The sequence below is a fragment of the Phycicoccus sonneratiae genome, assembly GCF_016887965.1.
GTDB lineage: Bacteria > Actinomycetota > Actinomycetes > Actinomycetales > Dermatophilaceae > Phycicoccus > Phycicoccus sonneratiae.
This window is the reverse complement of the sequence record NZ_JAFDVD010000012.1, coordinates 1-26,093: the sequence shown is the minus strand read 5'-3', so window position 1 is coordinate 26,093 and position 26,093 is coordinate 1. Positions and strand designations below refer to the sequence as shown.

General features: G+C 73.3%; 20 protein-coding genes and 1 other RNA gene. 16 read left to right on the top strand and 5 right to left on the bottom strand.

Going from position 1 to position 26,093, the window contains the following annotated elements; genetic code table 11:
• Nucleotides 1–259 precede the first annotated feature (259 nt).
• From ftsE to JQN70_RS10795, 5 genes are all read left to right on the top strand, one after another.
• Complete coding sequence (gene ftsE, locus JQN70_RS10815) at nt 260–961, top strand: cell division ATP-binding protein FtsE (RefSeq protein WP_204131356.1); 702 nt, start codon at nt 260–262, stop codon at nt 959–961.
• 3 nt (nt 962–964) lie between these two features.
• On the top strand, nt 965–1,870 hold the full coding sequence (gene ftsX, locus JQN70_RS10810; protein WP_204131355.1) for a permease-like cell division protein FtsX: 906 nt from the start codon (nt 965–967) through the stop codon (nt 1,868–1,870).
• 171 nt (nt 1,871–2,041) lie between these two features.
• Nucleotides 2,042–3,328: a M23 family metallopeptidase gene (locus JQN70_RS10805; RefSeq protein WP_204131354.1), complete on the top strand. Its 1,287-nt coding sequence runs from the start codon at nt 2,042–2,044 to the stop codon at nt 3,326–3,328.
• Nucleotides 3,329–3,385: 57 nt separating this feature from the next.
• Complete coding sequence (smpB, locus tag JQN70_RS10800) at nt 3,386–3,877, top strand: SsrA-binding protein SmpB (RefSeq protein WP_204131353.1); 492 nt, start codon at nt 3,386–3,388, stop codon at nt 3,875–3,877.
• 4 nt (nt 3,878–3,881) lie between these two features.
• Nucleotides 3,882–5,849 (top strand): DUF2207 domain-containing protein, encoded by a 1,968-nt coding sequence (locus JQN70_RS10795; RefSeq protein WP_307835925.1) that lies wholly within the window; start codon nt 3,882–3,884, stop codon nt 5,847–5,849.
• 70 nt (nt 5,850–5,919) lie between these two features.
• Here the strand turns inward: JQN70_RS10795 and JQN70_RS10790 are convergent, their stop codons facing one another.
• Nucleotides 5,920–6,093, bottom strand: coding sequence for a CsbD family protein (locus JQN70_RS10790; RefSeq protein WP_204131352.1), 174 nt, complete (start codon nt 6,091–6,093; stop codon nt 5,920–5,922).
• A 210-nt stretch (nt 6,094–6,303) separates the two neighbouring features.
• Here JQN70_RS10790 and JQN70_RS10785 point away from each other — a divergent pair, with 210 nt between their 5' ends.
• The gene (locus tag JQN70_RS10785) at nt 6,304–7,092 is read left to right on the top strand and encodes a DinB family protein (protein WP_204131351.1); all 789 of its coding nucleotides are present in this window, start codon (nt 6,304–6,306) and stop codon (nt 7,090–7,092) included.
• On the opposite strand, the gene JQN70_RS10780 is transcribed toward JQN70_RS10785, so the two are convergent.
• Nucleotides 7,081–10,464, bottom strand: a complete 3,384-nt coding sequence (locus JQN70_RS10780; protein WP_204131350.1) for a pyruvate carboxylase — start codon at nt 10,462–10,464, stop codon at nt 7,081–7,083. The two genes, JQN70_RS10785 and JQN70_RS10780, sit on opposite strands and share 12 nt — an antisense overlap.
• Before the next feature lie 229 nt (nt 10,465–10,693).
• Here JQN70_RS10780 and JQN70_RS10775 point away from each other — a divergent pair, with 229 nt between their 5' ends.
• Complete coding sequence (locus tag JQN70_RS10775; protein ID WP_204131349.1) at nt 10,694–11,251, top strand: hypothetical protein; 558 nt, start codon at nt 10,694–10,696, stop codon at nt 11,249–11,251.
• A 118-nt stretch (nt 11,252–11,369) separates the two neighbouring features.
• Nucleotides 11,370–11,737, top strand: a transfer-messenger RNA (tmRNA) gene (gene ssrA, locus JQN70_RS10770).
• Nucleotides 11,738–11,813: 76 nt separating this feature from the next.
• Here the strand turns inward: ssrA and ppdK are convergent.
• From ppdK to JQN70_RS10755, 3 genes are all read right to left on the bottom strand, one after another.
• Nucleotides 11,814–14,486 carry a pyruvate, phosphate dikinase gene (ppdK, locus tag JQN70_RS10765; protein WP_204131348.1) on the bottom strand — a complete coding sequence of 891 codons (2,673 nt, stop codon included), beginning with the start codon at nt 14,484–14,486 and terminating at the stop codon, nt 11,814–11,816.
• Between the two features lie 101 nt (nt 14,487–14,587).
• Nucleotides 14,588–15,202, bottom strand: coding sequence for a hypothetical protein (locus JQN70_RS10760; protein WP_204131347.1), 615 nt, complete (start codon nt 15,200–15,202; stop codon nt 14,588–14,590).
• Nucleotides 15,199–15,825 (bottom strand): SIMPL domain-containing protein, encoded by a 627-nt coding sequence (locus JQN70_RS10755; protein ID WP_204131346.1) that lies wholly within the window; start codon nt 15,823–15,825, stop codon nt 15,199–15,201. The genes JQN70_RS10760 and JQN70_RS10755 overlap by 4 nt, the downstream gene beginning before the upstream one ends.
• Nucleotides 15,826–15,908: 83 nt before the next feature.
• Between JQN70_RS10755 and JQN70_RS10750 the strand changes: the two genes are divergently transcribed.
• The 8 genes from JQN70_RS10750 (at nt 15,909) to JQN70_RS10715 (ending at nt 26,064) form a co-directional block, all read left to right on the top strand.
• Nucleotides 15,909–17,339 (top strand): NAD-dependent malic enzyme, encoded by a 1,431-nt coding sequence (locus JQN70_RS10750; RefSeq protein ID WP_204131345.1) that lies wholly within the window; start codon nt 15,909–15,911, stop codon nt 17,337–17,339.
• Nucleotides 17,336–17,722, top strand: a complete 387-nt coding sequence (locus tag JQN70_RS10745) for a VanZ family protein (protein ID WP_204131344.1) — start codon at nt 17,336–17,338, stop codon at nt 17,720–17,722. Before JQN70_RS10750 ends, JQN70_RS10745 begins: the two co-directional genes overlap by 4 nt.
• Before the next feature lie 213 nt (nt 17,723–17,935).
• Nucleotides 17,936–20,020: a DEAD/DEAH box helicase gene (locus JQN70_RS10740; RefSeq protein ID WP_307835924.1), complete on the top strand. Its 2,085-nt coding sequence runs from the start codon at nt 17,936–17,938 to the stop codon at nt 20,018–20,020.
• Entirely contained in the window at nt 20,017–20,577 is a 561-nt protein-coding gene (locus tag JQN70_RS10735; RefSeq protein WP_204131343.1) for a YqgE/AlgH family protein, read from the top strand. The genes JQN70_RS10740 and JQN70_RS10735 overlap by 4 nt, the downstream gene beginning before the upstream one ends.
• A 30-nt stretch (nt 20,578–20,607) precedes the next feature.
• Nucleotides 20,608–20,916 carry a DUF3039 domain-containing protein gene (locus tag JQN70_RS10730; RefSeq protein WP_204131342.1) on the top strand — a complete coding sequence of 103 codons (309 nt, stop codon included), beginning with the start codon at nt 20,608–20,610 and terminating at the stop codon, nt 20,914–20,916.
• 377 nt (nt 20,917–21,293) lie between these two features.
• Nucleotides 21,294–22,247 carry a zinc metalloprotease gene (locus tag JQN70_RS10725; protein WP_204131341.1) on the top strand — a complete coding sequence of 318 codons (954 nt, stop codon included), beginning with the start codon at nt 21,294–21,296 and terminating at the stop codon, nt 22,245–22,247.
• A 110-nt stretch (nt 22,248–22,357) separates the two neighbouring features.
• A complete protein-coding gene (locus JQN70_RS10720; protein ID WP_204131340.1) occupies nt 22,358–24,124 on the top strand; it encodes a DEAD/DEAH box helicase in 1,767 nt (588 codons plus the stop codon).
• A gap of 89 nt (nt 24,125–24,213) precedes the next feature.
• A complete protein-coding gene (locus tag JQN70_RS10715) occupies nt 24,214–26,064 on the top strand; it encodes a bifunctional metallophosphatase/5'-nucleotidase (protein ID WP_204131339.1) in 1,851 nt (616 codons plus the stop codon).
• Nucleotides 26,065–26,093: the final 29 nt, after the last annotated feature.

The following is a 26,093-nucleotide window of genomic DNA, read 5'->3' as shown; positions in this document are numbered from 1 at the left end:
GGTACGGGGCCCGCGTCAGGGTGGGCAGGGGCCACGCGGGGAGGAGGCGTCGTCCCGCTCGGTGATACGTGGGTTGTTCCAGATCGTCCCGCGGAAGGGCGCCGTCCGTCCTGCAGCTGCCCTGGTCGTTCGGAGGGTGCCGGGCGGAAACGCCGACGGCCGGGCGCTCACGAGGATTCTCGGCGGACCGACCTATCCTCGATGCTGCCGCGCATCGCCGCCGGTCCCTGCTCCCGAGCCGTGAGGCCATCCCCACCGCATGATCCGCTTCGAGAACGTCACGAAGGTCTACCCGAGGTCGACCCGCCCGGCCGTCGACGACATCACCGTCGACATCGACCGCGGCGAGTTCGTCTTCGTCGTCGGCCCCTCCGGCTCCGGGAAGTCGACGATGCTGCGCCTCGCCCTGCGCGAGGAGGCCGCGACCTCCGGGCTCGTCCTCGTCGCCGGGCACGACCTCGGCCAGATGGCGATGCGGCAGGTGCCCCGGCTGCGGCGCGAGATGGGCGCGGTGTTCCAGGACTTCCGGCTGCTGCCGAACAAGACCGTCCACGAGAACGTCGCCTACGCCCTCCAGGTCATCGGCAAGCCGCGGCACGCCATCCGCCAGCTCGTCCCCGAGACCCTCGAGATGGTCGGCCTCGCCGGCAAGGAGAAGCGCTTCCCGCACCAGCTCTCCGGCGGTGAGCAGCAGCGCGTGGCCATCGCCCGCGCGGTCGTCAACCGGCCGCAGATCCTCCTGTGCGACGAGCCCACCGGCAACCTCGACCAGGCGATCAGCCTCGAGATCGTCCGCCTCCTCGACCGGATCAACCGCACCGGGACGACCATCGTCATGGCCACCCACGACCACGACATCGTCAACGAGATGCGCCGCCGCGTCATCCAGCTCGAGGACGGGCAGCTCGTGCGCGACGAGCAGGACGCCTCGTACCACCAGCACGCGGACGAGGAGGTCTGAGCCGTGCAGACCCGCTTCCTCGCCTCCGAGGTCGGCTCCGGCCTCCGGCGCAACGTCTCGATGGCCGTCTCCGTCGTCCTCGTGACGATGGTCTCGATCTTCCTCCTCGGCCTCGGCCTGCTCGCGCAGCGCCAGGCCGACACGATGAAGGGCTACTGGTACGACCGCATCCAGGTCTCGATCTACCTGTGCACCGCCGACTCGCTGCAGCCGAACTGCGAGAACAAGGCCGTCACCGACGCCGAGAAGTCGGCGCTGCAGTCCCAGCTCGAGGCGCTCCCCGAGGTCAAGCAGGTCTTCTACGAGTCCGAGCAGGAGGCCTACGACCGGTTCAAGGAGCAGTTCCGCAACAGCCCGATCGCCGGCAACGTCCAGGTCGGTGACATCCCGCAGAGCCTGCGCGTGCAGCTGAACGACCCGACGAAGTACGCCGTCGTCACGAGCCAGTTCGAGGACGCCCCGGGCGTGGCCACGGTGCAGGACCAGGAGAAGGTCCTCTCGAAGTTCTTCACGATCATCAACTGGATCACCGTCTTCGCGGTCTTCCTCGCCGCGCTCATGGCCTCCTGCGCCGCGCTGCTCATGGCCACGACGATCCGGCAGGCGGCGTTCATCCGGCGCCGCGAGATCGGCATCATGCGGCTCGTCGGGGCGTCGAACTGGACGATCCGCATGCCGTTCGTCTCCGAGATGGTCATCGTGTCCGCCACCGGCGTGGCCCTGGCCGTCGGCCTGCTCGTCGGCCTGACGAAGTACGTCTTCACCGAGGGGGCGAGCCAGATCGCGCTGTCGCAGGCGTTCATCGGCGTCTCCGACGTCTGGCTGCTCGCGCCCTGGATGCTCGGCGGCGTGGTCCTCATCGCCGTCGGCACGAGCCTGGTCACGCTGCGCCGCTACCTGCGCGTCTGACCCGCGGGACGGCTGCGCGGGGCCCTGTGGCCCTGAGAGACTTCTGATGCGGGGTGTCACCCGTGTGGCTGCTTTTCCGCCCGTCGACTGGTCAGACTCGTGTGAATCGTGTTACCAATGGTGATCATGGGACGACCTGACCACGCGCGCGCCTCCGCCCCCCGTCGCGCGATGGGAGCACTCGCGGCCCTGGTCTGCGCCGTCGTCACCGTCACGGTCGCGGCCCCCTCGGCCCCGGCGGCCCCCGACCCGGGGGACCAGAAGCGCTCGGTCGACCGCAAGATCGACGCGCTCAAGGACCACCTCGACGACACGAGCGCGGCCCTGAGCAAGGCGTACTCCAGCCTCAAGGACACCCAGGACAAGCTGCCCGCCGCGCGCGACGCCCTCGAGAAGGCGCGGGCCGCCGCCGTCGCGGCCGACCAGGCCGAGGCCGAGGCCACCCAGCAGCTCGAGGTGGCCAAGGCCAACGAGACCAAGGCCCAGGGTGACCTCGCGAAGGCGACCAAGGAGGTCGCGACCGGCCGCAAGCGGCTCGCCCAGTTCGCCGCGCAGATCTACCAGCAGCAGGGTTTCGGCCAGCTCGACGTCGCCCTCTCGAGCACCGAGCCGCAGGACTTCGCCGACCGGCTCGCGATGGTCGACACCGTCCTCGACGTCCAGAACCGCACGATGGAGCGGCTCTCGACCGAGCAGGCCGGGCTCACCGCGCTCGAGGACCACCTCTCGGCGCTGCGGGTCGACTCCGACCGCAAGCAGAAGGCGGCCGCCGCGGCGCTCGCCCGCGCCCAGGCCGCCCGGCAGGCCGCGACGAAGGCCCAGGCCGACCTCGAGGCGCTCGCGGCCACCCAGACCAAGGCCGCCAAGGGCTACGAGGACCAGCTCGCCGCCGACAAGAAGCAGCTGGCCTCGATGCAGGCCGAGGCCGCCCGGCTGCGCAAGATCCTCGCCGCGCGCGCCGCCGCGGCCCGCGCCAAGGCCGCCGCCGAGGCCAAGAAGCACCCGAAGAACGGCGGCGGGGGCGGTGGCGGTGGGGGCAGCTCGACCGGCTCGGGCGTGCTGAGCCGCCCGGTCCGCAGCGGTTGGGTCAGCTCCGAGTACGGCATGCGCTTCCACCCCATCTACCACTACTGGAAGCTGCACTCCGGGCGCGACTACGCCGTCAACTGCGGCACGCCCGTCTACGCGGCGGCCGGCGGCACGGTGATCTCGGCCGGCTGGGGCGGCGGCTACGGCAACCGCGTCGTCATCGACCACGGCCTCGAGCGCGGGGTCGGGCTGGCGAGCACGTACAACCACCTCTCGCGCATCGTCGTCGGTGGTGGGCACGTCAGCCGCGGGCAGCTCATCGCCTACAGCGGGACGACCGGCACCTCCACGGGCTGCCACCTGCACTTCGAGACCCTCGAGAACGGCAACTTCGCCAACCCGCGGAAGTGGCTCAACACCCTGTCCTGAGCCGGCGGCCGGGAATCCCCGGCGCGCCCCGCGGGACCGGACGGTAGCCTCCCTGTCGTGGCGAAGGACAACGGGCGGAACCCGGGGAAGAAGCTCGTGGCGAGCAACCGCAAGGCCCGCCACGACTACCTCGTCGAGGACACCTACGAGGCCGGCATGGTCCTCATGGGCACCGAGGTCAAGGCGCTGCGGATGGGCCGGGCCTCCCTCGTCGACGGCTGGGCCGGCTTCGACCGCGACGAGGAGCTCTGGCTCGAGGGCGTGCACATCCCCGAGTACGTCAACGGCACCTGGACCAACCACACGCCGCGCCGCCGCCGCAAGCTGCTCCTGCACCGTCGCGAGCTCGACAAGATCGCCCAGGCCACCCGCGAGACCGGGTACTCCGTCGTGCCGCTGAGCCTGTACTTCCTCGACGGCCGGGCCAAGGTCGAGATCGCCGTCGTCCGGGGCAAGAAGGCCTACGACAAGCGGCAGGCCCTGCGTGAGCGCCAGGACCGCCGCGAGGCCGACCGCGCGATCGCCGCACGTCGTCGCGGCGAGGACTGACCCGGTGGGCACCCGGGGGCGGCGGGGGGCCGCCGTCACGGTCCTCACCCTGCTGCTCGCCGTCGGCACGGTGCTGCCGGCGTGGGCCCTGCCCTCCGGCGCCACGGACACCGTCCCGCGGGTCGGGGCGTGGGGCGGGGCGGTGCCCGCCGCCCTCGTCGCGGAGGAGCAGGCCGACCGCCTGCACACGAGCATCGAGGCCCAGCCCGACGGGTCGGTCCTCGTCACCGAGGAGATCACGTGGCGCTTCCCGGACGGGGAGGACCGCCACGGCATCTACCGGCTGGTCCGCGTCCGGGCCGGTTACCGGGACAGTGACACGCAGTACCGGTACTACGAGCTGTCCGGCATCGAGGTGTCCTCGCCGTCGGGCGCGCCCACCGACATCACCGTCGAGGACTACGGTGCCGACCGTCGCATCCGCATCGGCAGCCCGTCCGAGACGGTCCGCGGCACCGCTCGCTACGTCGTGCGCTACCGCCTCGCCCACCTCGTCAACGACATCGGCGACGGCACCGCCGAGGTCTACTACGACGTCGTCAGCACGGCGAACGGGTTCCCGCAGAGGGACGTCCGCGCCGAGGTGAGCGGTCCGGCGGCCGTCACCAAGGCGGCCTGCTTCTCCGGGCCCTACGGGTCGACGGACGCCTGCCCGGCGACCCCCGGCGAGACGGCCACGTACGACGTCCCGGACCTCGGGGCCGAGGAGGGTGCCTCGGTCGTCGCGTCCTTCCCCCGCGACGCCTTCGAGGACCTCACGCCCGACCTGCGCGAGGGCGACGTCGAGAGCAGCGACGGCAGCGCGGTGAGCCCCGGGGTGTCGCGCACGGTCGGTGCGCTGACCATCGGCGCCGGGGTGCTCGCACCCCTGGCGGCCGGGTCGCTCATGGGCCTGCTCGTGTGGACGCGGGGGCGCGACGAGCAGTACGCCGGCCTGACGCCGGGGCTCTCGCCGGGTCTCGGGCAGGAGGCCGCCGTCACCTACGGAGGCCCCGCCCCGACCGTCGCCGTGCAGTTCACGCCCCCGCCGGGCGTCCAGCCGGGACTGGTCGGCACGATCATCGACGAGGACGCCGGGCTCACCGACGTCACGGCGACGATCATCGACCTCGCGGTCCGCGGCCACCTCACCCTGGCCAAGGAGGACCGCGCCCTGCGCAGCGACGACTGGGTGCTGACGCGCACGGCCCCGCCGGCCGGCTCGGCCCCGTTGGCCCCGTACGAGCAGCTCCTCCTCGACGCGCTGTTCGCCGGGTCCGACCGCACCGAGCTGTCGTCGCTGAAGAACCGGTTCAAGCCGACCCTCGACGCCGTGCAGCGGCTCATGTACGAGGAGGTCGTCGAGCGCCGGTGGTTCCGGCGCAGCCCCGAGTCGCAGCGCTCGGGATGGGTCAGCCTCGGCAACGTGCTCGTCGGGCTCGGGGCCATCACCGTCTTCTTCCTCGCCGGACCGGCCTCCGGGCTCTTCGCCGACTCGGGCTTCCCGGTGAGCCCGGTCTTCGTGCTCGGCGGGGGCCTCGGCGTCGCCGGCGTGATCACCCGCTCGCTCGGGAAGCGGATGGCCTCGCGCACCGCGGAGGGCTCGGCCGTCCTCGCCCAGTCGCGCGGCTTCGAGCGCTACCTCGCGACGGCCGAGGCGAACCAGATCCGGTGGGAGGAGGCGCAGGACCTCTTCAGCCGGTTCCTGCCCTACGCCATCGTCTTCGGGCTGGCCGACCGCTGGGCCGCGGTCTTCGAGCAGGTCGCGGCGGCCGCCACCGCCGCCGGCCACGTCGTCTCGCCCCCGCTCTGGTACGCCGGGTCGTGGGGTGACGGCGGGTTCCACGACGTCGCCTCGAGCATGGACTCGTTCTCCACGGTGGCCGCGGGGACGTTCGTGTCGACGCCCGGCTCGTCGGGCTCCTCGGGCTTCAGCGGCGGGGGCGGCTTCTCCGGCGGAGGTGGCGGCGGGTCCTCCGGCGGCAGCTGGTGATGCACGACGACGGGCCGCCCCCGGTGGGGGCGGCCCGTCGTGGTTCCCCGGAGGACCCGGGAGTCGTGGCTCAGTGCTTGAAGGCGTCCTTGACGTTCTCGCCGGCCTGCTTGAGGTCGGCCTTCGACTGGTCGGCGCGGCCCTCGGCCTCGAGGCGCTCGTCGTCGGTCGCCTTGCCCGTGGCCTCCTTGCCCTTGCCGACGATGTCGTCCTTCATGTTCTCGATCTTGTCGCCGAGTCCCATGGCGCTCTCCCTTCACCGGTGACGCGGTGGCACCGGTCCGGTGCCCCACGATGCTGACTCCTCCACCGTATGCAGGCCGTCGCCGGCCCGGGGCTTTCGTGACGTCGAACTTTCGACGAACCTTGAACGTCGCAGGTCGGGGCCCATCGTTGACCACCCCGCGCGGCCTGTGGCCAGTCGATCCGCGCACCTCCGTGGGATGCTCCCGCCGTGACCTCCAGCGAGTCGTCCGACGCCTCCCCCGAGCGGGCCGAGCGGTCCGCGCTCTTCGTCGACCGGGACCTGCGCGGCGCGCGCTTCGTGCGCTGCGACCTCTCGCGCGCCGTCCTGCGGGCGGTCGACGTGGCCGGCGCGGAGATCGACGCCCCCTGGCTTCTCGACGGCGAGAGCACCCTTCTCGTCAACGGCATCGACGTCACCGGCTTCGTCGACGCCGAGCTCGACCGGCGCCTGCCCGGGCGCGCCCTGCGTCGGGCCGAGGACCCTGACGGCCTGCGCGCCGCCTGGGCCGCGGTCGAGGAGGCCTGGGCCGGCGCGGTGGCCCGGGCCGAGACGATGCCCGAGGGCACGCTCGATGCCTCCGTCGACGGAGAGTGGTCCTTCGCCCAGACGGTGCGGCACCTCGTCATGGCCACCGACACGTGGGTGCGGGGCGCCGTGCTCGGGGTCGAGCGACCCTGGCACCCGCTGGGGATGCCGAACGCCGAGTACGCCGCCGACGGCCACGACCCGTCGGTATTCGCCCCGGGCACGCCGCCGTGGTCCGAGGTGCTCGCCGCCCGGGCGGACCGGACGGCCCTCGTGCGCGACCTCCTCGGTGCGGCGAGCGCGGACGAGCTCGACGCGACCCGCGCCAACCCGTGGGCGCCGGAGTACTCGGAGACGGTGCGGTCCTGCCTGCACACCGTCCTCGAGGAGGAGTGGGAGCACCTGCGCTACGCCCTGCGTGACCTCGACGTCCTCGACGCTCGTGCGGGGGAGTCCGGCTCAGCCGGGTGACACGACCAGGACGAGGTCACCACCCTCGACCTGCTGGTGCCCGGCGATGGCCAGCCGCTCGACCCGGCCGCCCGTCGGCGAGGTGATGTTGGCCTCCATCTTCATCGCCTCGATGGTCGCGACGACCCCGCCGGGCTCGACGGTGTCGCCCTCGGCGACGGTCGGCGTGACGACGCCGGCGAACGGCGCGGCGACGTGGCCCGGCGTGCCGGGGTCGGCCTTCTCGGCGGCCTTGGTCTCGGCCTCGACCGACCGGTCGCGCACCTGGACCGGGCGGAACTGCCCGTTGAGGGTGCACATGACCGTCCGCATGCCCTGGCGGTCGGCCTCGCCGACCGAGCTGATGCCGAGCAGGAGCCGCTTGCCGGCCTCGATCTCGGCCTCGTACTCGACGCCGTGCTCGAGCCCGTGGAGGAACTCGATCGTGCCGAGGACCGAGAGGTCGCCGTAGAGCTCGCGGGTCTCCTCGAACTCCCTCGTCGGGCCGGGGAAGAGCAGCTGGTTGAGGGTCCGCCGGGTGTCGGTGACGAGCGCCTCCTCCTGCTCGGGCGTGAGCTCGGTGACGCGCGGCTTCGCGGTGCGTCCCTGCAGCGCCTTGGTGCGGAACGGCTCGGGCCACCCACCGGGCGGGTCGCCGAGCTCGCCGCCGAGGAAGCCGATGACCGAGTCCGGGATGTCGTAGCGGGTCGGGTTCTCCTCGAAGTCCGCCGGGTCGGCCCCGGCGCCGACGAGCGCGAGGGCGAGGTCGCCGACGACCTTGCTGCTCGGGGTGACCTTGACGAGGTGGCCGAGGATGCGGTCGGCTGCGGCGTACATGTCCTCGACGTCCTCGAAGCGGTCGCCGAGGCCGAGGGCGATGGCCTGCTGGCGCAGGTTCGAGAGCTGGCCGCCGGGGATCTCGTGGAAGTACACGCGCCCGGTGGGGGAGGCGAGCCCGGACTCGAACGGCCGGTAGAGCCGGCGCACCGCCTCCCAGTACGGCTCGAGGGCGAAGACGGCGTCGATGTCGAGGCCGGTCTCGCGCTCGGTGCCGTCGGTGGCGGCGACGAGGGCCGACAGGCTCGGCTGGCTCGTCGTGCCCGACATCGTCGCGGTCGCGGCGTCGACGGCGTCGACCCCGGCGTCGATGGCCGCGAGCAGCGTGCCGACCTGCCCGCCGGCGGTGTCGTGGGTGTGCAGGTGCACCGGCAGGTCGAAGTTCTCGCGCAGCGCCGTGACGAGGCGACGGGCTGCCGGCGCGCGCAGCAGCCCGGCCATGTCCTTGATGGCGAGGACGTGCGCGCCGGTGCCGACGATCTCCTCGGCGAGGCGCAGGTAGTAGTCGAGGGTGTACAGCTTCTCACCCGGGTCCATGAGGTTGCCGGTGTAGCAGAGGCAGACCTCGGCGACCGCCGTGCCGGTGTCGAGGACGGCGTCGACGGCGGGGCGCATCTGCGAGACGTCGTTGAGCGAGTCGAAGATCCGGAAGATGTCGAGGCCGGTGCGGGCCGCCTCGTGGACGAACGCGTCGGTGACCTTCGTCGGGTAGGGCGTGTAGCCGACGGTGTTGCGCCCGCGCAGGAGCATCTGCAGCGGGACGTTGGGCATCGCCTCGCGCAGCAGGGCCAGCCGCTCCCACGGGTCCTCGTGGAGGAAGCGCAGCGCGACGTCGTACGTCGCCCCGCCCCAGGCCTCCACCGACAGCAGCTGCGGGGTCGTGCGCGAGACGTGGCCGGCGACGTGCAGGAGGTCGCGGGTGCGCATCCGGGTGGCCAGCAGGCTCTGGTGGGCGTCGCGGAAGGTCGTGTCGGTGACCGGCACGTCGGTGCGCTCGCGCAGCCGGCGGGCGAACTCGGCCGGGCCGACCCGCTGCAGGAGGTCGCGGGTGCCCGGCGGCAGCGGCGCCTCGCGGTCGAGGGCCGGCAGCTTGGTGCGTGGCTTGAGGTGGGTCGTCGCCGCGCCGTGCGGCTGGTTGACCGTGACGTCGGCGAGGTACTGGAGCAGCTTGGTGCCGCGGTCGCCGCCCATCCGCGCCTCGAGCAGCTCGGGGCGCTCGTCGATGAAGCTCGTCGTCGCCTCGCCGCGCTGGAACACCGGGTCGGCGAGCACCGCCTCGAGGAACGGGATGTTCGTCGAGACGCCGCGGATCCGGAACTCCGCCAACGCCCGTCGGGCCCGTCGCACCGCGACGCCGAAGTCGCTGCCGCGGCAGGTGAGCTTGACGAGCATCGAGTCGAAGTGCGGGCTGACCTGCGCGCCGACGAAGACGGTGCCGCCGTCGAGGCGCACCCCGCCGCCGCCGGCCGAGCGGTAGACGGTGATCTGCCCGGCGTCCGGGCGGAAGCCGTTGGCGGGGTCCTCGGTCGTGATGCGGCACTGGAGCGCGGCGCCACGGGTGCGGATGTCCTCCTGGCGCAGCCCGAGGTCCTCGAAGGTCTCGCCGCTCGCGATGCGCATCTGCGCGACGACGAGGTCGACGTCGGTGACCTCCTCGGTGACGGTGTGCTCGACCTGGATCCGCGGGTTCATCTCGATGAAGACGTAGCGGCCGTCCTCGCCGAGGAGGAACTCGACGGTGCCCGCGTTCTTGTAGCCGATGGCCTCGGCGAACCGGACCGCGTCGGCGCAGATGCGGGCCCGCAGCTCGGGGTCGAGGTTGGGTGCCGGCGCGATCTCGACGACCTTCTGGTGCCGCCGCTGCACCGAGCAGTCGCGCTCGAAGAGGTGCAGCACCGTGCCGGTGCCGTCGGCGAGCACCTGGACCTCGATGTGCCGGGGGCGGACGACGGCCTGCTCGAGGTAGAGGGTGGGGTCGCCGAAGGCCGCGTCGGCCTCGCGCTGGGCCGACTCCAGCGAGTCGCGCAGGGTGGAGGGGTCGTCGACCCGGCGCATCCCGCGTCCGCCGCCGCCGGAGACCGCCTTGACGAAGACCGGGAAGCCGATGTCGTCGGCGGCCGCCGCGAGGGCGTCGAGGTCGGTGGTCGGCTCGGCGCCGCGCAGGGTCGGCAGGCCGGCCTCGCGGGCCGCGGCGATGGCCCGCGCCTTGTTGCCGGCGAGGTGCAGGGCCGAGGCGGGCGGGCCGATGAAGGTGATCCCTGCGGCCTCGCAGGCCTCGGCGAGGTCCGGGTTCTCGGAGAGGAAGCCGTACCCGGGGTAGACGGCGTCGGCGCCGCACTCGACGGCGACGCGCACGATGTTCTCGTGGTCGAGGTAGGCGCGGACCGGGTGTCCCTCCTCGCCGATCTCGTAGGACTCGTCGGCCTTGAGCCGGTGCTCGGAGGTGCGGTCCTCGTGCGGGAAGACGGCGACCGTCTTGGCGCCCAGCTCGGTGGCGGCGCGGAACGCCCGGACGGCGATCTCCCCGCGGTTGGCGACGAGGATCTTCTGGAACACGGACGGACCTCCGGGTCGGCGGCGCAGCGACGGGCCCAACCCTAGTGACGGGGCGGCGGCCTGCGGCGGTCCCGTCCACGCGACCCGGTGCGACCCGCCGAGCCTCCCGGAGCGTGCCCTCCACATCGTCCGTTCGGACGTTCCACCTGCGGGAACGGTCACCTAGGGTGGAGGAGTGCACGGTCATCGCAGGGGACGTGCCACCTCACAGCGCGCCAAGGCGCTCCAGGTGGCTGCCGTGGCGTGCGTCGGCGTCCTCACCGTCGGCGGGGTCGTGGCCCTCCAGCCGGGCGGCCTGAGCACCCTCCACATCTCGCCGAACGACCCGTCGTTCGTCCACCCGCGCGGCGGCTCCGCCGACGAGCCGATGGCCCGCCCGAGCGAGGGCCCCACGCCCACACCGGTCGCGCCCACGGCCACCCCGCGCGCCTCCGAGCTGCTCGTGCCGTCGCCCGGGCCGACCACGACGGGGCCCACCGCGCCCGCGCCGACCCCGGCCGACGACGCACCGGTCGGTGCCCCACCCACCGGCCCGTCCGGCACCTCGGGGACGTCCGCCCCGTCGGTGCCGCTCCCGGCCCCGAGGCCGTCGCGCACGCCCGCCCCCGACCCCACCCCGACGCCGACCCCCACGCCGGACGGCGGCACGGGTGGCTCGACCGGCGGCTCCACCTCCGGCACCGACGGCGGTGGGGCCTCGTCGCCCGCCGGTGGGTCGGCTCCCGAGGGCCAGGCCTCCACGGGCACCGACGGCGCCTCGTCCCCGGCGCAGGCGTCCGGCGCCTGACCACCGTCCCCGAGGGGAATGGGGTTGGGCCGGGCGCGCGTTGGACGGCATACTGGCGGTCCGGGACGACACGGTCGGCCCGGTTGACAACTCGACAGCGTGGGAGTGACCCCCTCAGGGGGGTGATCGGTTTCGACATTGGTCGGATGTCCAGTGGGAAGCGGGTCGAGGACGCACGGTCATCTCGTACAACGCTCCGTGCAAAACAACAGGTGCCGATTCCAAGCGCACCGACTTCGCCCTCGCCGCCTGAGCGAGCCCGAAGTCCGTTGGCCTGAGCTCGATCTCGGCTCAGTAACCAGCGTCAGCCAGAGATCTTGCTGCGTCGTCGTGCCGAGAGGCGACGCGGGACTCCTCCTCGGCTGGGCCTGTCGGGGAACGTGTGCGCGCGAGCCCCGGGGCCGAGAAACTCCTCAGCGCACTGCACCCGGAGAAGCCCTGGGCTGCGGTCAGTGGACGCGGGTTCGATTCCCGCCACCTCCACCATCGCGGTGCACTCCCACGCCACCGAGCCACGGCCCGGCCCCCCTCGTGGGGGCCGGGCCGTGCGTCGTCCGGCGGGTCAGCCGCCGACCACCGCGCGGCCGGCCTCGAGCCGGGCGACGGGGACGCGGAACGGCGAGCACGACACGTAGTCGAGCCCGCGCTCCTCGAAGTAGCGGACGGACTCGGGGTCGCCGCCGTGCTCGCCGCAGACACCGACCTTGAGGCCCGGCTTGGTCGCCCGCCCCTCGTCGGTGCCGATCCGCACGAGCCGGCCGACCCCGAGCGGGTCGATGGTCTCGAAGGGGGAGACCCCGAGGATGCCGGCCTCCATGTACCGCGAGAAGAAGCTCGACTCGACGTCGTCGCGCGAGAAGCCCCACGTCGTCTGGGTGAGGTCGTTGGTGCCGAACGAGAAGAAGTCGGCGGCCTCGGCGATCGCGCCGGCCGTGAGGGCGGCCCGCGGGAGCTCGATCATCGTCCCGACGAGGTGCTCGAGCGGGACGTCGTGCGTGAGCCGTGCGCGCTCGGCGGCCTCGTCGATCTCGGTGCGGATGGCCCGCAGCTCCTCGACCGCGCCGACGAGCGGGACCATGATCTCGGGGCGCGCGTGCCCGCCCCGCTCGTTGACGACGGCCGCCGCCTCCAGGACGGCCTGGCTCTGCATCTCGAACAGTCCGGGGATGGCGATGCCGAGCCGCACGCCGCGCAGCCCGAGCATCGGGTTCTCCTCGTGCAGCCGGTGCACGGCGAGCAGGAGCAGCGACTCGGTGTCGTGCTCGGCGCCGGTCGCCTCGGCCACCGCGACCTTCACCGACAGCTCGGTGAAGTCGGGCAGGAACTCGTGCAGCGGCGGGTCGAGCAGCCGCACGGTGACCGGCAGGCCGTCCATCGCCTCGAAGATCTCGACGAAGTCGGCGCGCTGGAGGGGGAGCAGCTGGTCGAGGACGGCCTGCCGCTCGTCCGGTCCCTCGGCGAGGATGAGCCGCTCGACGAGCGTGCGGCGGGTCCCGAGGAACATGTGCTCGGTGCGGCAGAGGCCGATGCCCTCGGCCCCGAAGCGCCGGGCCCGGGCCGCGTCCTCGGCGGTGTCGGCGTTGGCGCGCACCGCCATCCGCCGGTGCTTGTCGGCCACCGTCATGAGCCGGTCGACGGCGGCGACGACGGGGCCGCCCTCGTCGACGGAGGCGCTGCCCTCGAAGTACCGGACGACGGGGGAGGGGCGGACGGCGACCTCGCCGGCGAACACCTCGCCGGTCGAGCCGTCGATCGAGACGACGTCGCCCTGGTGGACGACCGTGCCGCCGTGCGTGGTGAACCGGCCGGCGCGGGTGTCGACCTCGAGGGTCTCGGCGCCGCAGACGCAGGTGCGCCCTATGCCGCGCGCGACGACGGCCGCGTGCGAGGTCTTGCCGCCCCGGCTCGTGAGGATGCCCGCGGCGGCGACCATCCCGTGGAGGTCGTCCGGCGTCGTCTCGCGCCGGACGAGGATCACCGGGGTCCCCGCGGCGGCCATCCGGACGGCGGTGTCGGAGTCGAAGACCGCCGCGCCGACGGCCGCGCCGGGCGAGGCGCTCATCCCCGTCGCGAGGAGGGAGCGCGCGCCCGACGGGTCGAAGTGCGGGAACATCAGCTGGGCCAGCTGGTCGCCGGTCACCCGCAGCAGGGCCTCCTCCTCGGTGATGACGCCCTCGTCGACGAGGGCGACGGCGATGCGGAAGGCGGCCTCGGCCGTGCGCTTGCCGACGCGGGTCTGGAGCATCCAGAGCCGGCCCTGCTCGATGGTGAACTCGATGTCGCACATGTCGCGGTAGTGCGCCTCGAGCCGGCGCATGATGTCGAGCAGCTCGGCGTGGCTCGTGGGGTCGAGGCGCTCGAGGTCGGCGAGCGAGAGCGTGTTGCGCACCCCGGCGACGACGTCCTCGCCCTGGGCGTCCGGCAGGTAGTCGCCGTAGACGCCGGACGCCCCGGTGGCCGGGTCACGGGTGAAGGCCACGCCCGAGCCGGAGGTGGCGCCGCGGTTGCCGAACACCATCGCCTGGACGTTGACGGCCGTGCCGAGGTCGGCGGGGATGCGCTCGCGGCGCCGGTAGAGCGCGGCCCGGTCGGAGTTCCACGAGTCGAGGACGGCGACGACGGCCGCCTCGAGCTGCTCGCGGGGGTCCTGCGGGAAGGGCCGGCCCGCGCCCTGCTCGACGAGCCGCTGGAAGGTGCCGACGAGCGCGCGCAGGTCGTCGGCGTCGAGGTCGACGTCGGCGCGGACGCCCTTGGCCGCCTTGGCCGCGTCGATCGCGTCCTCGAAGCGCTCGCCGTCGAGGCCGAGCACCGTCTTGCCGAACATCTGGACGAGCCGGCGGTAGGAGTCCCAGGCGAACCGGGCGTCGCCGGTCTGGGCGGCCAGCCCCTCGACCGACGCGTCGCCGAGCCCGATGTCGAGGACGGTCTCCATCATCCCCGGCATCGAGAACTTCGCGCCCGAGCGCACGGACACGAGCAGCGGGTCGTGCGGGTCGCCGAGCCGGCGACCGGTGCGGGCCTCGAGGGCGCGGACGTGCTCGGCCACCTCGTCCCAGAGGCCGGGGGGCACCTCACCGGTCGACAGGTAGTGGCGGCAGGCGTCCGTGGTGATCGTGAACCCCGGCGGGACGGGGATGCCGAGCCGCGTCATCTCGGCGAGGTTCGCCCCCTTGCCGCCGAGCAGGTCCTTGTCCTCCATCGAACCGGTCTCGAAGCTCCGGACGAAGTCGGTCACGGTGCTCGCCTCCTCGGGCTGTCGGTGCGCTCATACTACGCTGTGTAGTACAAGAGCGTAGTACCCGAGGGGGTATCTGCCGACGAAGGGTGGCGAGCGTCTCAGGCGAGCTCGAGGCGGTACCGGTCGCCGTCCCGCGCGAAGCCGAGCCGGTCGTAGTACGGCGCGACCATCCCGGGCGCCGTGAGCACCCGGGTGAATCCGCGCTCACGGAACAGCCCCGAGCGCCGGAAGACGAACTCGCCGGGGGCGAAGTCGCGGAACCGCGGTGTCACGTAGTCGAGCTCGACCTGGGCCGTCCCGTCACCCGCGTCGCGCACCGCGATGACCCCGGCCGTCTCGTCGCCGTGCTGCACGAGGTAGGTGGACCGCCCGTCGGCCGGCGCGCCGGCGAAGCCGGGGAAGAAGCGCTCGATGTCCGCACCGTGCACCGCGAGGAAGTGCCCGAGGTAGGAGTCGTCCTCCCGGACGGCGAGCACGGCGTACGCCCGCTCGTCGCCGCGTTCGCGGAGCATCCGGGCGATGAACCAGAGGTTGATGGCGGCGAGGACGATGTTCATCGCGACCATCGGCCACACCGCGAGCAGGGCGTTGAAGACGGTGAGGATGGCGCAGGCGACGGTGTTGAGGACGCGCAGGCGCAGGATCCGCGCCTGGAGCAGGGAGAAGACGAGCAGGGCCGAGCCGAACCAGCCGAGCGCGTCGAGCCAGCTCACGCCGGACCCAGCGCGAAGCGGACGACGACGGTCGCGGTGATCGAGGACTCCCCGCCCTCGACCGGCACGCCGCCGGCGTCCATCGCGGCGAAGCGGGCCTTGGGCATCGGGACCGGGCCGCCGCCGGCCGGGACCTCGGTGAGCTCGAGCACCGGTCCGAGGTGGCGCCCCGCGAGGTCGGCGTACTGGCGGGCGCGCGTGCTGGCGTCGGCGAAGGCCGCGGCCCGGGCCCGGACGAGCAGGGGCGAGGGGTCGGCCACCTCGAGCGAGACGTTGTCGACCCCGAGCGCATCGCCGGCCGCGCCGGCCAGCGCGGAGATGACGTCGCCGACCCGCTCACGGTCGCGCACGCGCAGCCGGAGCGCCTGGTGGGCCGTGTAGCCGGTGATGCCCTGGCCCTCGCGGTCCCAGCGGGGCGAGACGCCCATCCCGGTGGTGCGGCGGTCGTGCTCGTGCACCCCGTGGTCGGCGGCGGCCGTCAGCGTGGCGTCGAGCCGGGCGGCGAGGCCCGAGAGGGCGGCGGCGACGTCGGCCGCCTCGACCGAGACCCGCACGTCGACGACGACGACGTCGGGGGAGGCGCTCGCGGTCCCGGTGCCGATGACTTCCACGTGGTCCGACATGCGGGTCACTGTAGGGCGCGGACGGGCCGCCCCACCACGGACCGGATTCGGGCTACCTGCCGGTACGTGGTCTCATCGACCCCATGCCCGCTGCGCCCTCGATCGCCAACAGCGTCACCGTCCGTCTCGTCCTGCCGGCCCGGCCCACCGCGGTCAGCGAGATGACGAGCCTCATCGAGAAGGCCGGCGGCGTCGTCACGGGCCTCGACGTCACGGGCTCGGGCCACGCGCGGATGCGCGTCGACATGACGATGCTCACCCGTGACCCCGGCCACGCCGACGAGATCGTCGCCGTGATGCGCACGGTCGAGGGCGTCGAGATCGGCAAGGTCTCCGACCGCACCTTCCTCATGCACCTCGGCGGGAAGCTGACCGTCGAGTCGAAGGTGCCGATCCGCACCCGCGACGACCTCTCGCTCATCTACACGCCCGGCGTCGCCCGGGTCTGCATGGCGATCGCCGACAACCCCGAGGACGCCCGCCGGCTGACCATCAAGCGCAACACCGTCGCGGTCGTCACGGACGGCACGGCCGTGCTGGGGCTCGGCGACATCGGCCCGCTCGCCGCGCTGCCGGTCATGGAGGGCAAGGCGGCGCTCTTCAAGCGGTTCGCCGACATCGACGCCTTTCCGATCTGCCTCGACACCACCGACGTCGAGGGGATCATCAGCACGGTCAAGGCGATCGCCCCGGGCTTCGCCGGCATCAACCTCGAGGACATCTCCGCGCCGCGCTGCTTCGAGGTCGAGGCCCGGCTGCGCGAGGAGCTCGACATCCCGGTCTTCCACGACGACCAGCACGGCACGGCCATCGTCGCGCTCGCCGCGCTGCGCAACGCGCTGCGGGTCGTCGGCAAGCGGCTCGAGGACGTCCGCCTCGTCATGAGTGGTGCGGGCGCCGCCGGCACCGCCATCCTCAAGCTGATGCTGCACGCCGGCGCGCGGCACGTCGTCGTCACCGACGTCGACGGCGTCGTCCACCGCGAGCGGGCCGACGTCCTCTCCGGCGACCACCCGAACCACGCCTGGATCGCGGCGAACACCAACCCCGACGGCATCAGTGGCACACTGGCCGATGCCGTCCGGGGTGCCGACGTGTTCCTCGGCGTCTCGGCGCCGAACATCCTCTCCGAGAAGGCCGTCGCGTCGATGGCCCCGGACTCGGTCGTCTTCGCGATGGCCAACCCGGTGCCCGAGATCGACCCCGAGCTCGCCGCCCGGCACGCGGCCGTCGTCGCCACCGGGCGCTCGGACTTCGCGAACCAGATCAACAACGTGCTCGTCTTCCCGGGCGTCTTCCGCGGCCTCATCGACGCCGCGAGCAAGCACGTGACGATGGACGTCCTGCTCGCCGCCGCCGACGCCCTCGCCGGTGTCGTCACCGAGGACGAGCTCAACGCGACGTACATCATCCCGAGCGTCTTCCACCCGGACGTCACCCACGTCGTCGCCGACGCCGTGCGACGGGCCGTGGCCGCGGACCCCGCCGCCGAGGCCGGCGACGCCGACGCGTGAGCGACCGTCCGGCCGCCCGGCGGCTGCTGCGCGCGGGACTGGTGCTCGCGGTCGTCCTCCAGCTCGTCGTCCTGTACCTGCCGCGCGACCCCGGGCCGCTGCCGTTCCCGCAGGCCGACAAGGTCGTCCACCTCACGGTCTTCCTCCTGCCGGCACTCCTCGGGCTGCTCGCCGGGCTGCCGGCGCGCTGGGTGGTCGGGGTCCTGGCGGCCCACGCCGTGCTCAGCGAGGTGGTCCAAGCGACGCTGCTGCCGGTGCGCAGCGGGGACCCGCTCGATGCGGTCGCCGACCTCGTCGGGGTGGGCCTCGGGGTGCTCCTCGCGCGGGTCGTCGGACCCCGCGTCGCCCGGCGGGCGTCCGGGACGACCTCCGCGCGCTGGTAGACTCGTCCCTCCACCGAGGTGGCGGACGCCTGGCCGCGTCCACCGGGTCGCACCCCGCGACCACCCCCCACTCCCACCCGGTGCCGCCGGTGACACCCCCGGGTCGAACCGGCCGCCCAGGACCACTGCTGGTCCGGAGACTCGTTGTACTCGCTGTTTCGCCACCGGCCGACGACGTGTCTGTCCGAACGTCCTCCCCACGACGAAGCACAGGTGAACACCCCCATGCCCAAGAAGGCATCCGGGCCGAAGGCCCGTTGGACCGCTGCCCAGAAGGCGGAGGCCCGCAAGGGTCCCAAGAAGCCGCACCGTGGCCAGGCCGGCCGCCCCGGCGCCGCCGCCAAGCCCGCCCGCGGCGGGGACGGCGAGGAGCGCACGAAGCGACCGCGCTCCGAGCGCTCCCCCCGCTGGGACCGCGAGGACCCGCGCCGCGGCGGCACGCCGTCGCGCGCCGAGCGTCGCGAGGGCCGGCCCGAGCGGCCCGAGCGCGGCGACCGTCCCCGCGTCGAGCGCGACGACCGCCCGAGGTTCCGTCGCGCGGACCGCGACGACCGTCCGCGCCGGGACGACCGGGGCGACCGGCCCCGGTTCGAGCGCGACGACCGCCCGAGGTTCCGTCGCGAGGACCGCGACGACCGTCCGCGTCGCGACGACCGCGACGACCGCCCCGCCCGCGAGCAGCGCGAGGACCGTCCGCGCCGCTGGGTCTCCGGCGAGCGCGACGAGCGCCACGTCCACCGTCCCCACGACGGCCGCCCCCGCCGCGAGCGCGGTGACCGCCCGGTGCGCGACCGCGCCCCGCGCGTCGCCGACCCCGTGCGCCGCGACCGCCACGAGGGCCGGCACGCCGAGCGCCCGTGGGAGCGCGACGAGCGCCCCCGCACCTTCGAGGACGCCGAGGCCGAGCGCGCCGAGGCCGACACCTGGACCACCTACCGCTCGGCGGCGGCCGGCGGTCCGAAGCAGGTCACCGAGGACAACGGCTTCGCCGCCCTCGGACTGCCGGAGCGGATCGTCGAGCGGCTGGCCCGCGACGGCATCACCGACCCCTTCCCGATCCAGGCCGCGACCATCCCGGACGCCATGGGCGGTCGCGACGTCCTCGGCCGGGGCCGCACCGGCTCGGGCAAGACGCTCGCGTTCGGCCTGCCGACCATCGCCCGCCTCGCCGCGGGTGGGCGGCCGGAGCCCAAGCGCCCGAAGGCGCTCGTCCTCGTCCCGACGCGTGAGCTCGCGATGCAGGTCAGCGACGCGCTCGAGCCGTTCGTCCACGTCACCGGCATCACCCACCGGCTCGTCGCCGGCGGCCTGTCGTACGAGCCGCAGATCAAGAGCCTTCAGCGGGGCGTGCACCTGCTCGTCGCGACGCCGGGGCGGCTCGTCGACCTCATGGACCGCGGGGCCGTCGACCTCGGTGGGGTCGAGGTCGCCATCCTCGACGAGGCCGACCACATGGCCGACATGGGCTTCGTGCCCGAGGTCACCGCGATCCTCGACGCCGTGCCCGACGGCGGGCAGCGCCTGCTGTTCTCGGCGACCCTCGACCGCGGCGTCGACACCCTCGTCGACCGCTACCTCGTCGACCCGGTGACGCACTCCACCGACGACGCCCAGGCCGCGGTCACGACGATGAGCCACCACGTGCTCCTCATCGACCCCCAGGACAAGAAGGCCCTGACCGCCGAGCTCGCCGGCCGCGCCGGTCGCTCGGTCGTCTTCGCCCGGACCCAGCTCGGCGCCGAGCGCATCGCCGGCGAGCTGCGCGGCCGGGGCGTCCTCGCGGCGGCGCTGCACGGCGGCCTGTCGCAGAACGTCCGCAACCGCGTCCTCGGCGCGTTCCGCGACGGCAAGATGCCCGTCCTCGTCGCCACCGACGTCGCCGCGCGCGGCATCCACGTCGACGACATCGGGATGGTCATCCAGGTCGACCCGCCGACCGACCACAAGGACTACCTCCACCGTGCCGGGCGCACGGCCCGCGCGGGCGAGGAGGGCGCGGTCGTCATGCTCGCGCTGCCGCACCAGCGCAAGATGGTCACCCGCATCATCGAGAACGCCGGCGCCGAGGCCATCACGGCCAAGGTCGCCCCGGGCGACTCCGTGATGAGCGCGCTCGGTGGTGTCACGCCGTCCGGCGTCCCGGTGCCCGACGAGGTGTGGCGCCCGATCCTCGAGGGCCAGCCCCGGGGTCGCCGCGGCGGTCGTCCGGGTGGTCCGCGCGGTGGTCGGCCGCAGCGTGGCGGAGGTGCGCCGAGGTCCGGCCGCGGTGGCGGTCGCGGAGGCAGAATGGGCGCGTGAGCGCGTCCCACACCACCGGGAAGCTCCTCGTCGCGACCCCGCAGATCGAGGAGGGCGTCTTCCGGCGCAGCGTCGTCCTCGTGCTGCACCACGGCGACGACGGCGCGCAGGGGCTCGTGCTCAACCGGCCGATCGAGGCCGGCATCGAGGCCGTCCTCCCGGGCTGGGAGGAGCACGCCAGCCGCCCGGCGACGATGTTCCAGGGCGGGCCGGTGCAGCTCGACTCCGCGCTCGGGCTCGTCGCGGTCCCCGGCGACCCGCCGGACCCCACGGGCGTGCGCCGGCTCTTCGGCGGTGTCGCCCTCGTCGACCTCGACACCCCGCCGGTGCTCGTCGCCCCCGAGCTGTCCGGGCTGCGGATCTTCGCGGGCTACGCCGGCTGGTCGCCGGGGCAGCTCGAGGAGGAGATCGCGACCGGGTCGTGGTTCGTCGTCGAGGGGGAGAGCCACGACGCCTTCACCGACCACCCGCACGACCTCTGGCAGCAGGTGCTGCGGCGCCAGCGCGACCCGCTGCGGTGGATGGCCTGGTTCCCGCCGGACCCCTCGCTCAACTGAGGTCCGGCCGGCGCGGCGTACCCTCGGGGGATGAGCGAGACGATGCCGCCGCCCAGCGACCCGAACGCCCCGCAGGGCGAGCCCGGCGGCCCGCAGACGCAGACGGCCGTCCTCGAGCGCACCGAGACCGTCCCCGAGGTCGCCGAGCCCGGCGACCACGAGCGCTTCGCCCACTACGTGCGCAAGGAGAAGATCCTCGAGAGCGCGCTGTCGGGCGAGCCCGTCACCGCCCTGTGCGGCAAGGTCTGGATCCCGGGGCGCAACCCCGACCGCTTCCCCGTCTGCCCGACGTGCAAGGAGATCTACGACGGTCTCCGGCCGCCGGAGGACGGCGACTGAGCGACCGCGCTACGTCCTCCGCTCGGGTCGAGGTGAAACCCGACCCGATGGTGGTCGCCTGTCACCTCGAACCAGGCGGCCTGCGCCCGGGTCGAGGTGAAACCCGACCCGATGGCGGTCGCCTGTCACCTCGACCCGATCGGGAACCTGGACGGCCCCGCACGCGTCGATCCACCCGGAGCGCCACGGGTGGTCCCGCGGACCTTTGCGGACTTCTTACGTCGCACTGACCCGATGTTGGGACCGGGGGCGTATCGCGCGAGGGCGAGGTCTTACCCAACCCTGACGACGGACAGACCCACGACCCCGTGGCCCGCGCCTAACGTCCTCCGGGTGCCCTCGCCGACCGGTGGGGCCATTCCCCCGGAAGGACGCCCATGCGCACTCGTTCCCTGACCGCACTGGCCGCACTGACCCTCGGTGTCGCCGGTGCCCTCCTCCCCGCCTCCGCCTCCCAGGCCCGGCCGATGTCGGCCGACACCGCCGCCACGGCGCAGTGCGGGACGCACTCCGACGCCGTCGGTGGCCGCCACGCGAGCGGCCCGAACCGTCTCGACCCCCACGAGATGTCGGCTGCCGAGGCCGCGACGCTCAACGCCCGCTTCGAGAAGGACATGGCCGCCAAGGGCGTCTCGGCCGCCAACCGCAGCGCCGCGAAGAAGCCGGCCAGTGCCGCCTTCGCGAGCACGGTCATCCCCGTCCACTGGCACGTCATCACCGACGGCAGCGCCGGCAACCTCACCGCCTCCGAGCTCGCCGGGCAGATCTCGGTCCTCAACAGCGCCTACGCGGGCACCGGCTTCTCCTTCCAGACGGTCAGCACCGACTACACGAACAACGCCTCCTGGTACAACGGCATCACCGACGGCACGACCGCCGAGCGCAACATGAAGAACGCGCTGCACGTCGGCGGCAAGGGTGACCTCAACCTCTACACCGCGAGCCTCGGCGGCGGCCTGCTCGGCTGGGCCACCTTCCCGAAGTCGACCGTCGACCCGATGGACGGCGTCGTCATGCTCGACGAGAGCCTGCCCGGTGGCAGCGCCGCCCCGTACAACCAGGGCGACACCGCGACCCACGAGATCGGCCACTGGCTCGGGCTCTACCACACCTTCCAGGGTGGCTGCAGCGGGCAGGGCGACTACGTCGACGACACCCCGGCCGAGGCCTCGCCGGCGTACGGCTGCCCGACCGGCCGCGACACCTGCACGGCCGCCGGCACCGACCCGATCAAGAACTTCATGGACTACACCGACGACTCGTGCATGAACACGTTCTCGGCCGGCCAGGTCGCCCGTGCCCAGAGCCTCTGGACGACCTACCGAGCCTGACCACCGGGCGCGCGGACTCCGTTGTCCGCTAGCACATCCCGAAGGCCCCGACGAGTTCCGTCGGGGCCTTCGGTGTGTCGCCGCGACGCCGGTTATCGTGGCCGACGCCCATGAGTACCTCTGCCGCCGGCCACCTCCCTCCCGCCTATCCCGAGCGGGCCGCGTGGGGTACCGCGGCGAAGCTGCGGGCCTGGCAGGAGGAGGCGCTCGAGGCCTACCTCGGGCGCGAGGGCAAGGACTTCCTCGCCGTCGCGACCCCCGGCGCCGGCAAGACGACGTACGCCCTGCGGATCGCCACCGAGCTCCTCGACCGCGGGGTGGTGCGCGCGGTCACCGTCGTCGCCCCCACCGAGCACCTCAAGACCCAGTGGGCCGACGCCGCCGGCCGGGTCGGCATCCAGCTGAACCCGGGGTTCTCGAACTCCGCGGGCGTGCACTCCAGCGAGTACGACGGCGTCGCCCTCACCTACGCCCAGGTCGCCGCCAACCCGGGGCTGCACCGCCGCCGCACCGAGCACGAGCCGACCCTCGTCATCCTCGACGAGATCCACCACGGCGGCGACGCCCGCTCCTGGGGCGACGGCATCCGCGAGGCGTTCACGCCGGCGGTGCGGCGCCTGTCCCTCACCGGTACCCCGTTCCGCTCCGACACCAGCCCGATCCCCTTCGTGCGCTACGAGATGGGCCAGGACGGCATCCTCCGCTCGGCGTCCGACTACACCTACGGCTACGCCGCCGCCCTGCGCGACGGCGTCGTGCGGCCGGTGCTGTTCCTCGCCTACGGCGGGGCGATGCGCTGGCGCACCAAGGCCGGCGACGAGGTGGCCGCCCGGCTCGGCGAGCCACTGACCAAGGACCAGACCGCCCACGCGTGGCGCACGGCGTTGGACCCGAAGGGGGAGTGGATCCCCTCGGTGCTCGCCGCCGCCGACAAGCGCCTGTCCGAGGTGCGCCGGCACGTGCCCGACGCCGGCGGTCTCGTCATCGCCTCGAACCAGACGGCCGCGCGCGCCTACGCCCGCATCCTCACCGCCGTGACGGGGCAGGAGACGACCGTCGTCCTCTCCGACGACGCCGGGGCCAGCTCGCGCATCGAGGAGTTCGCCGGGTCGACGAGCCGGTGGATGGTCGCGGTGCGGATGGTGTCCGAGGGCGTCGACGTGCCCCGGCTGGCCGTCGGCGTCTACGCGACCTCGACCTCGACGCCGCTCTTCTTCGCCCAGGCGGTCGGCCGGTTCGTCCGGGCCCGGCGCCGGGGCGAGACGGCCTCGGTGTTCCTCCCCTCGGTGCCGGTCATCCTCCAGCTCGCCGCGACGATGGAGGAGGAGCGCGACCACGCCCTCGACCGCCCGAGCAGCGACGAGGACGAGGCGTCGCTGTGGGCCGAGGAGGAGGGCCTCATCGCGGCGGCCAACCGCACGGAGTCGGCCCTCGACCTCGAGGACTCGCGCTTCGAGGCCCTGGAGTCCGACGCGCACTTCGACCACGTGCTCTTCGACGCCAAGCAGTTCGGGCTGCACGCCGAGGTCGGGTCCGAGGAGGAGCAGGACTACCTCGGGCTGCCCGGGCTGCTCGAGCCCGACCAGGTCGCCCTGCTGCTCCACGAGCGCCAGGCCAAGCAGGCCAAGGGCGGTCGCACCCGCTCCCCGGAACCGGCCGGACCGAGCCCGGTCGCCCAGCACCGCGCGCTCGCCGCGCAGCGCAAGGAGCTCAACAAGCTCGTCGCCGCGTACTCGAGCAAGACCGGCGCGGCGCACGCGAGCATCCACCTGGACCTGCGCCGCGCGTGCGGCGGACCCGAGCTCGCGTCGGCGACGAGCGAGCAGGTGACCGAACGGATCGAGCGCATCCGCCGCTGGTTCGTCGGCCGTCGCTGAGCGGCTTCTCAGGCCGTTCACCTGCAGGTCGACATCCGGCCGTCCTCCCGACGCGCGGGGCGGCGCGGCTCGGGCTAGGGTCCCGGTCCGTGACCGACTCGACGCTCTCCGCCGCCACCCGCCGCCAGCTCCTCACCCTCGCCGCCGTCGGCGGGGCGGGGGTCCTCTCCGCCCCTGCCGCCTCGGCCGAGGACCGCCACGGCCACGGCCACCACGGCCCGCACGGCTGCCGGACCCGGGTCACGGTGCTCGGCACCACCGACCTGCACGGCAACGTCTACAACTGGAACTACTTCGCCAACACCGCGTACAGCGACAGCAAGGGCAACCAGATCGGCGTCGCCAAGGCCGCCACCCTCATCAAGGCCGTGCGCGAGGAGCGCGGTGCGGACCGCTGCATCACGCTCGATGCCGGCGACACGATCCAGGGCACGCCGCTCGCGTACTACTACGCGAAGATCGACCCGATCACGAAGGGCGCGAAGCACCCGATGGCGGTGGCGATGAACGCCATCGGCTACGACGCGGCCGCCCTCGGCAACCACGAGTACAACTACGGGCTCGACACCCTGCGCGCCTTCGAGCGCCAGTGCCGGCACCCGCTGCTCTCGGCGAACTCGGTCGACTGGAACACCGGACGTCCCGTGTTCCGCCCGTACGTCATGAAGCGGATCAAGGTCCGGGGGCAGAAGCCGGTGACCGTCGGCATCCTCGGGCTCGTCACGCCGGGCGTCGCGATCTGGGACGCCGCCAACGTCGAGGGCAAGGTGAAGTTCCCCGGCATCGTCGAGCAGGCCAAGGTCATGGTGCCGCGGATGAAGCGCGAGGGTGCCGACGTCGTCGTCGTCTCGTGCCACTCCGGCCCGGTGCCCGGGTCGAGCTACGGCGACGCGCTGCCGTTCCCCGAGAACGCGAGCACCCAGCTCGCCCAGGAGGTGCCGGACATCGACGCGATCCTCGTCGGCCACGCCCACCTCGAGGTCGCGCAGCAGCTCGTCAAGAACACGGTCACCGGCCGCGACGTCCTGCTCTCCGAGCCCCTCTACTGGGGCATGCGCGTCAGCGTCATGGACCTCGACCTCGAGCTGGTCCGCGGGCGCTGGCGGGTGACGGGGTCGCAGGCCTCGCTGCTCAACGCCAACACCGTGCCCGAGGACGCGCGCATCGCGGCCCTCGTCCGCCCGGCCCACGAGAAGGTCCTCACCTACGTCAACTCGGTCATCGGCGCGAGCACCGCGGCGATGTCCGCGGCCACCTCGCGCTACGAGGACACCGCGGCCATGGACTTCATCAACCTCGTGCAGGGCCAGGCGGTCAAGGACGCGCTCGTCGGGACGCCGCAGGCCGACCTCCCGGTGCTCTCGATCGCCGCGCCGTTCAACAAGGACGCGGCCATCCCCGCGGGTGACGTCACCGTGCGCGACGTCGCCGGGCTCTACATCTTCGACAACACGCTGCTCGGCATCACGATGACCGGGGCCGAGGTCAAGGCCTACCTCGAGTGGTCCGCGCGCTACTTCAAGACGGTGCCGAACGCCGGCCCCTTCACTCCGGACCAGGTGACCAACGCCGTCACCGACACCGCCCCGAACGGCACCCCGGACTACAACTACGACATCATGGGCGGCCTCGACGCCCCGCTCACCTACGCGATCGACATCGCGCAGGACCCGGGCTCGCGGATCGTCGGGCTCGCCTACGACGGCGCCCCCGTCGCGGACGGCGACCAGTTCGTCATCGCGATCAACAACTACCGGCAGAGCGGTGGCGGCAACTTCCCCGGCGTCAAGACCGCGCCGGTGGTCTACAACCGCCAGGTCGAGATCCGCCAGCTGCTCATCGACTGGGTCACCGCCAAGGGCCAGATCGACCCGCCGAGCTTCTTCTCGCAGGACTGGGAGCTCACCGCGAACGGCGAAAGCGTCGTCATCCAGGGCTGAGCTCGGCTACCGTGCAGTGGCCCGGCCGG

Excerpts from the sequence above, each read along its gene's own strand:
- ftsE (WP_204131356.1), top strand. The coding sequence starts at position 260 with ATGATCCGCTTCGAGAACGTCACGAAGGTCTACCCGAGGTCGACCCGC.
- JQN70_RS10730 (WP_204131342.1), top strand. The coding sequence starts at position 20,608 with ATGAGCGAGACGATGCCGCCGCCCAGCGACCCGAACGCCCCGCAGGGC.
- JQN70_RS10750 (WP_204131345.1), top strand. The coding sequence starts at position 15,909 with ATGCCCGCTGCGCCCTCGATCGCCAACAGCGTCACCGTCCGTCTCGTC.
- JQN70_RS10790 (WP_204131352.1), bottom strand. The coding sequence starts at position 6,093 with ATGGGACTCGGCGACAAGATCGAGAACATGAAGGACGACATCGTCGGC.
- JQN70_RS10755 (WP_204131346.1), bottom strand. The coding sequence starts at position 15,825 with ATGTCGGACCACGTGGAAGTCATCGGCACCGGGACCGCGAGCGCCTCC.
- JQN70_RS10720 (WP_204131340.1), top strand. The coding sequence starts at position 22,358 with ATGAGTACCTCTGCCGCCGGCCACCTCCCTCCCGCCTATCCCGAGCGG.
- JQN70_RS10805 (WP_204131354.1), top strand. The coding sequence starts at position 2,042 with ATGGGAGCACTCGCGGCCCTGGTCTGCGCCGTCGTCACCGTCACGGTC.
- JQN70_RS10725 (WP_204131341.1), top strand. The coding sequence starts at position 21,294 with ATGCGCACTCGTTCCCTGACCGCACTGGCCGCACTGACCCTCGGTGTC.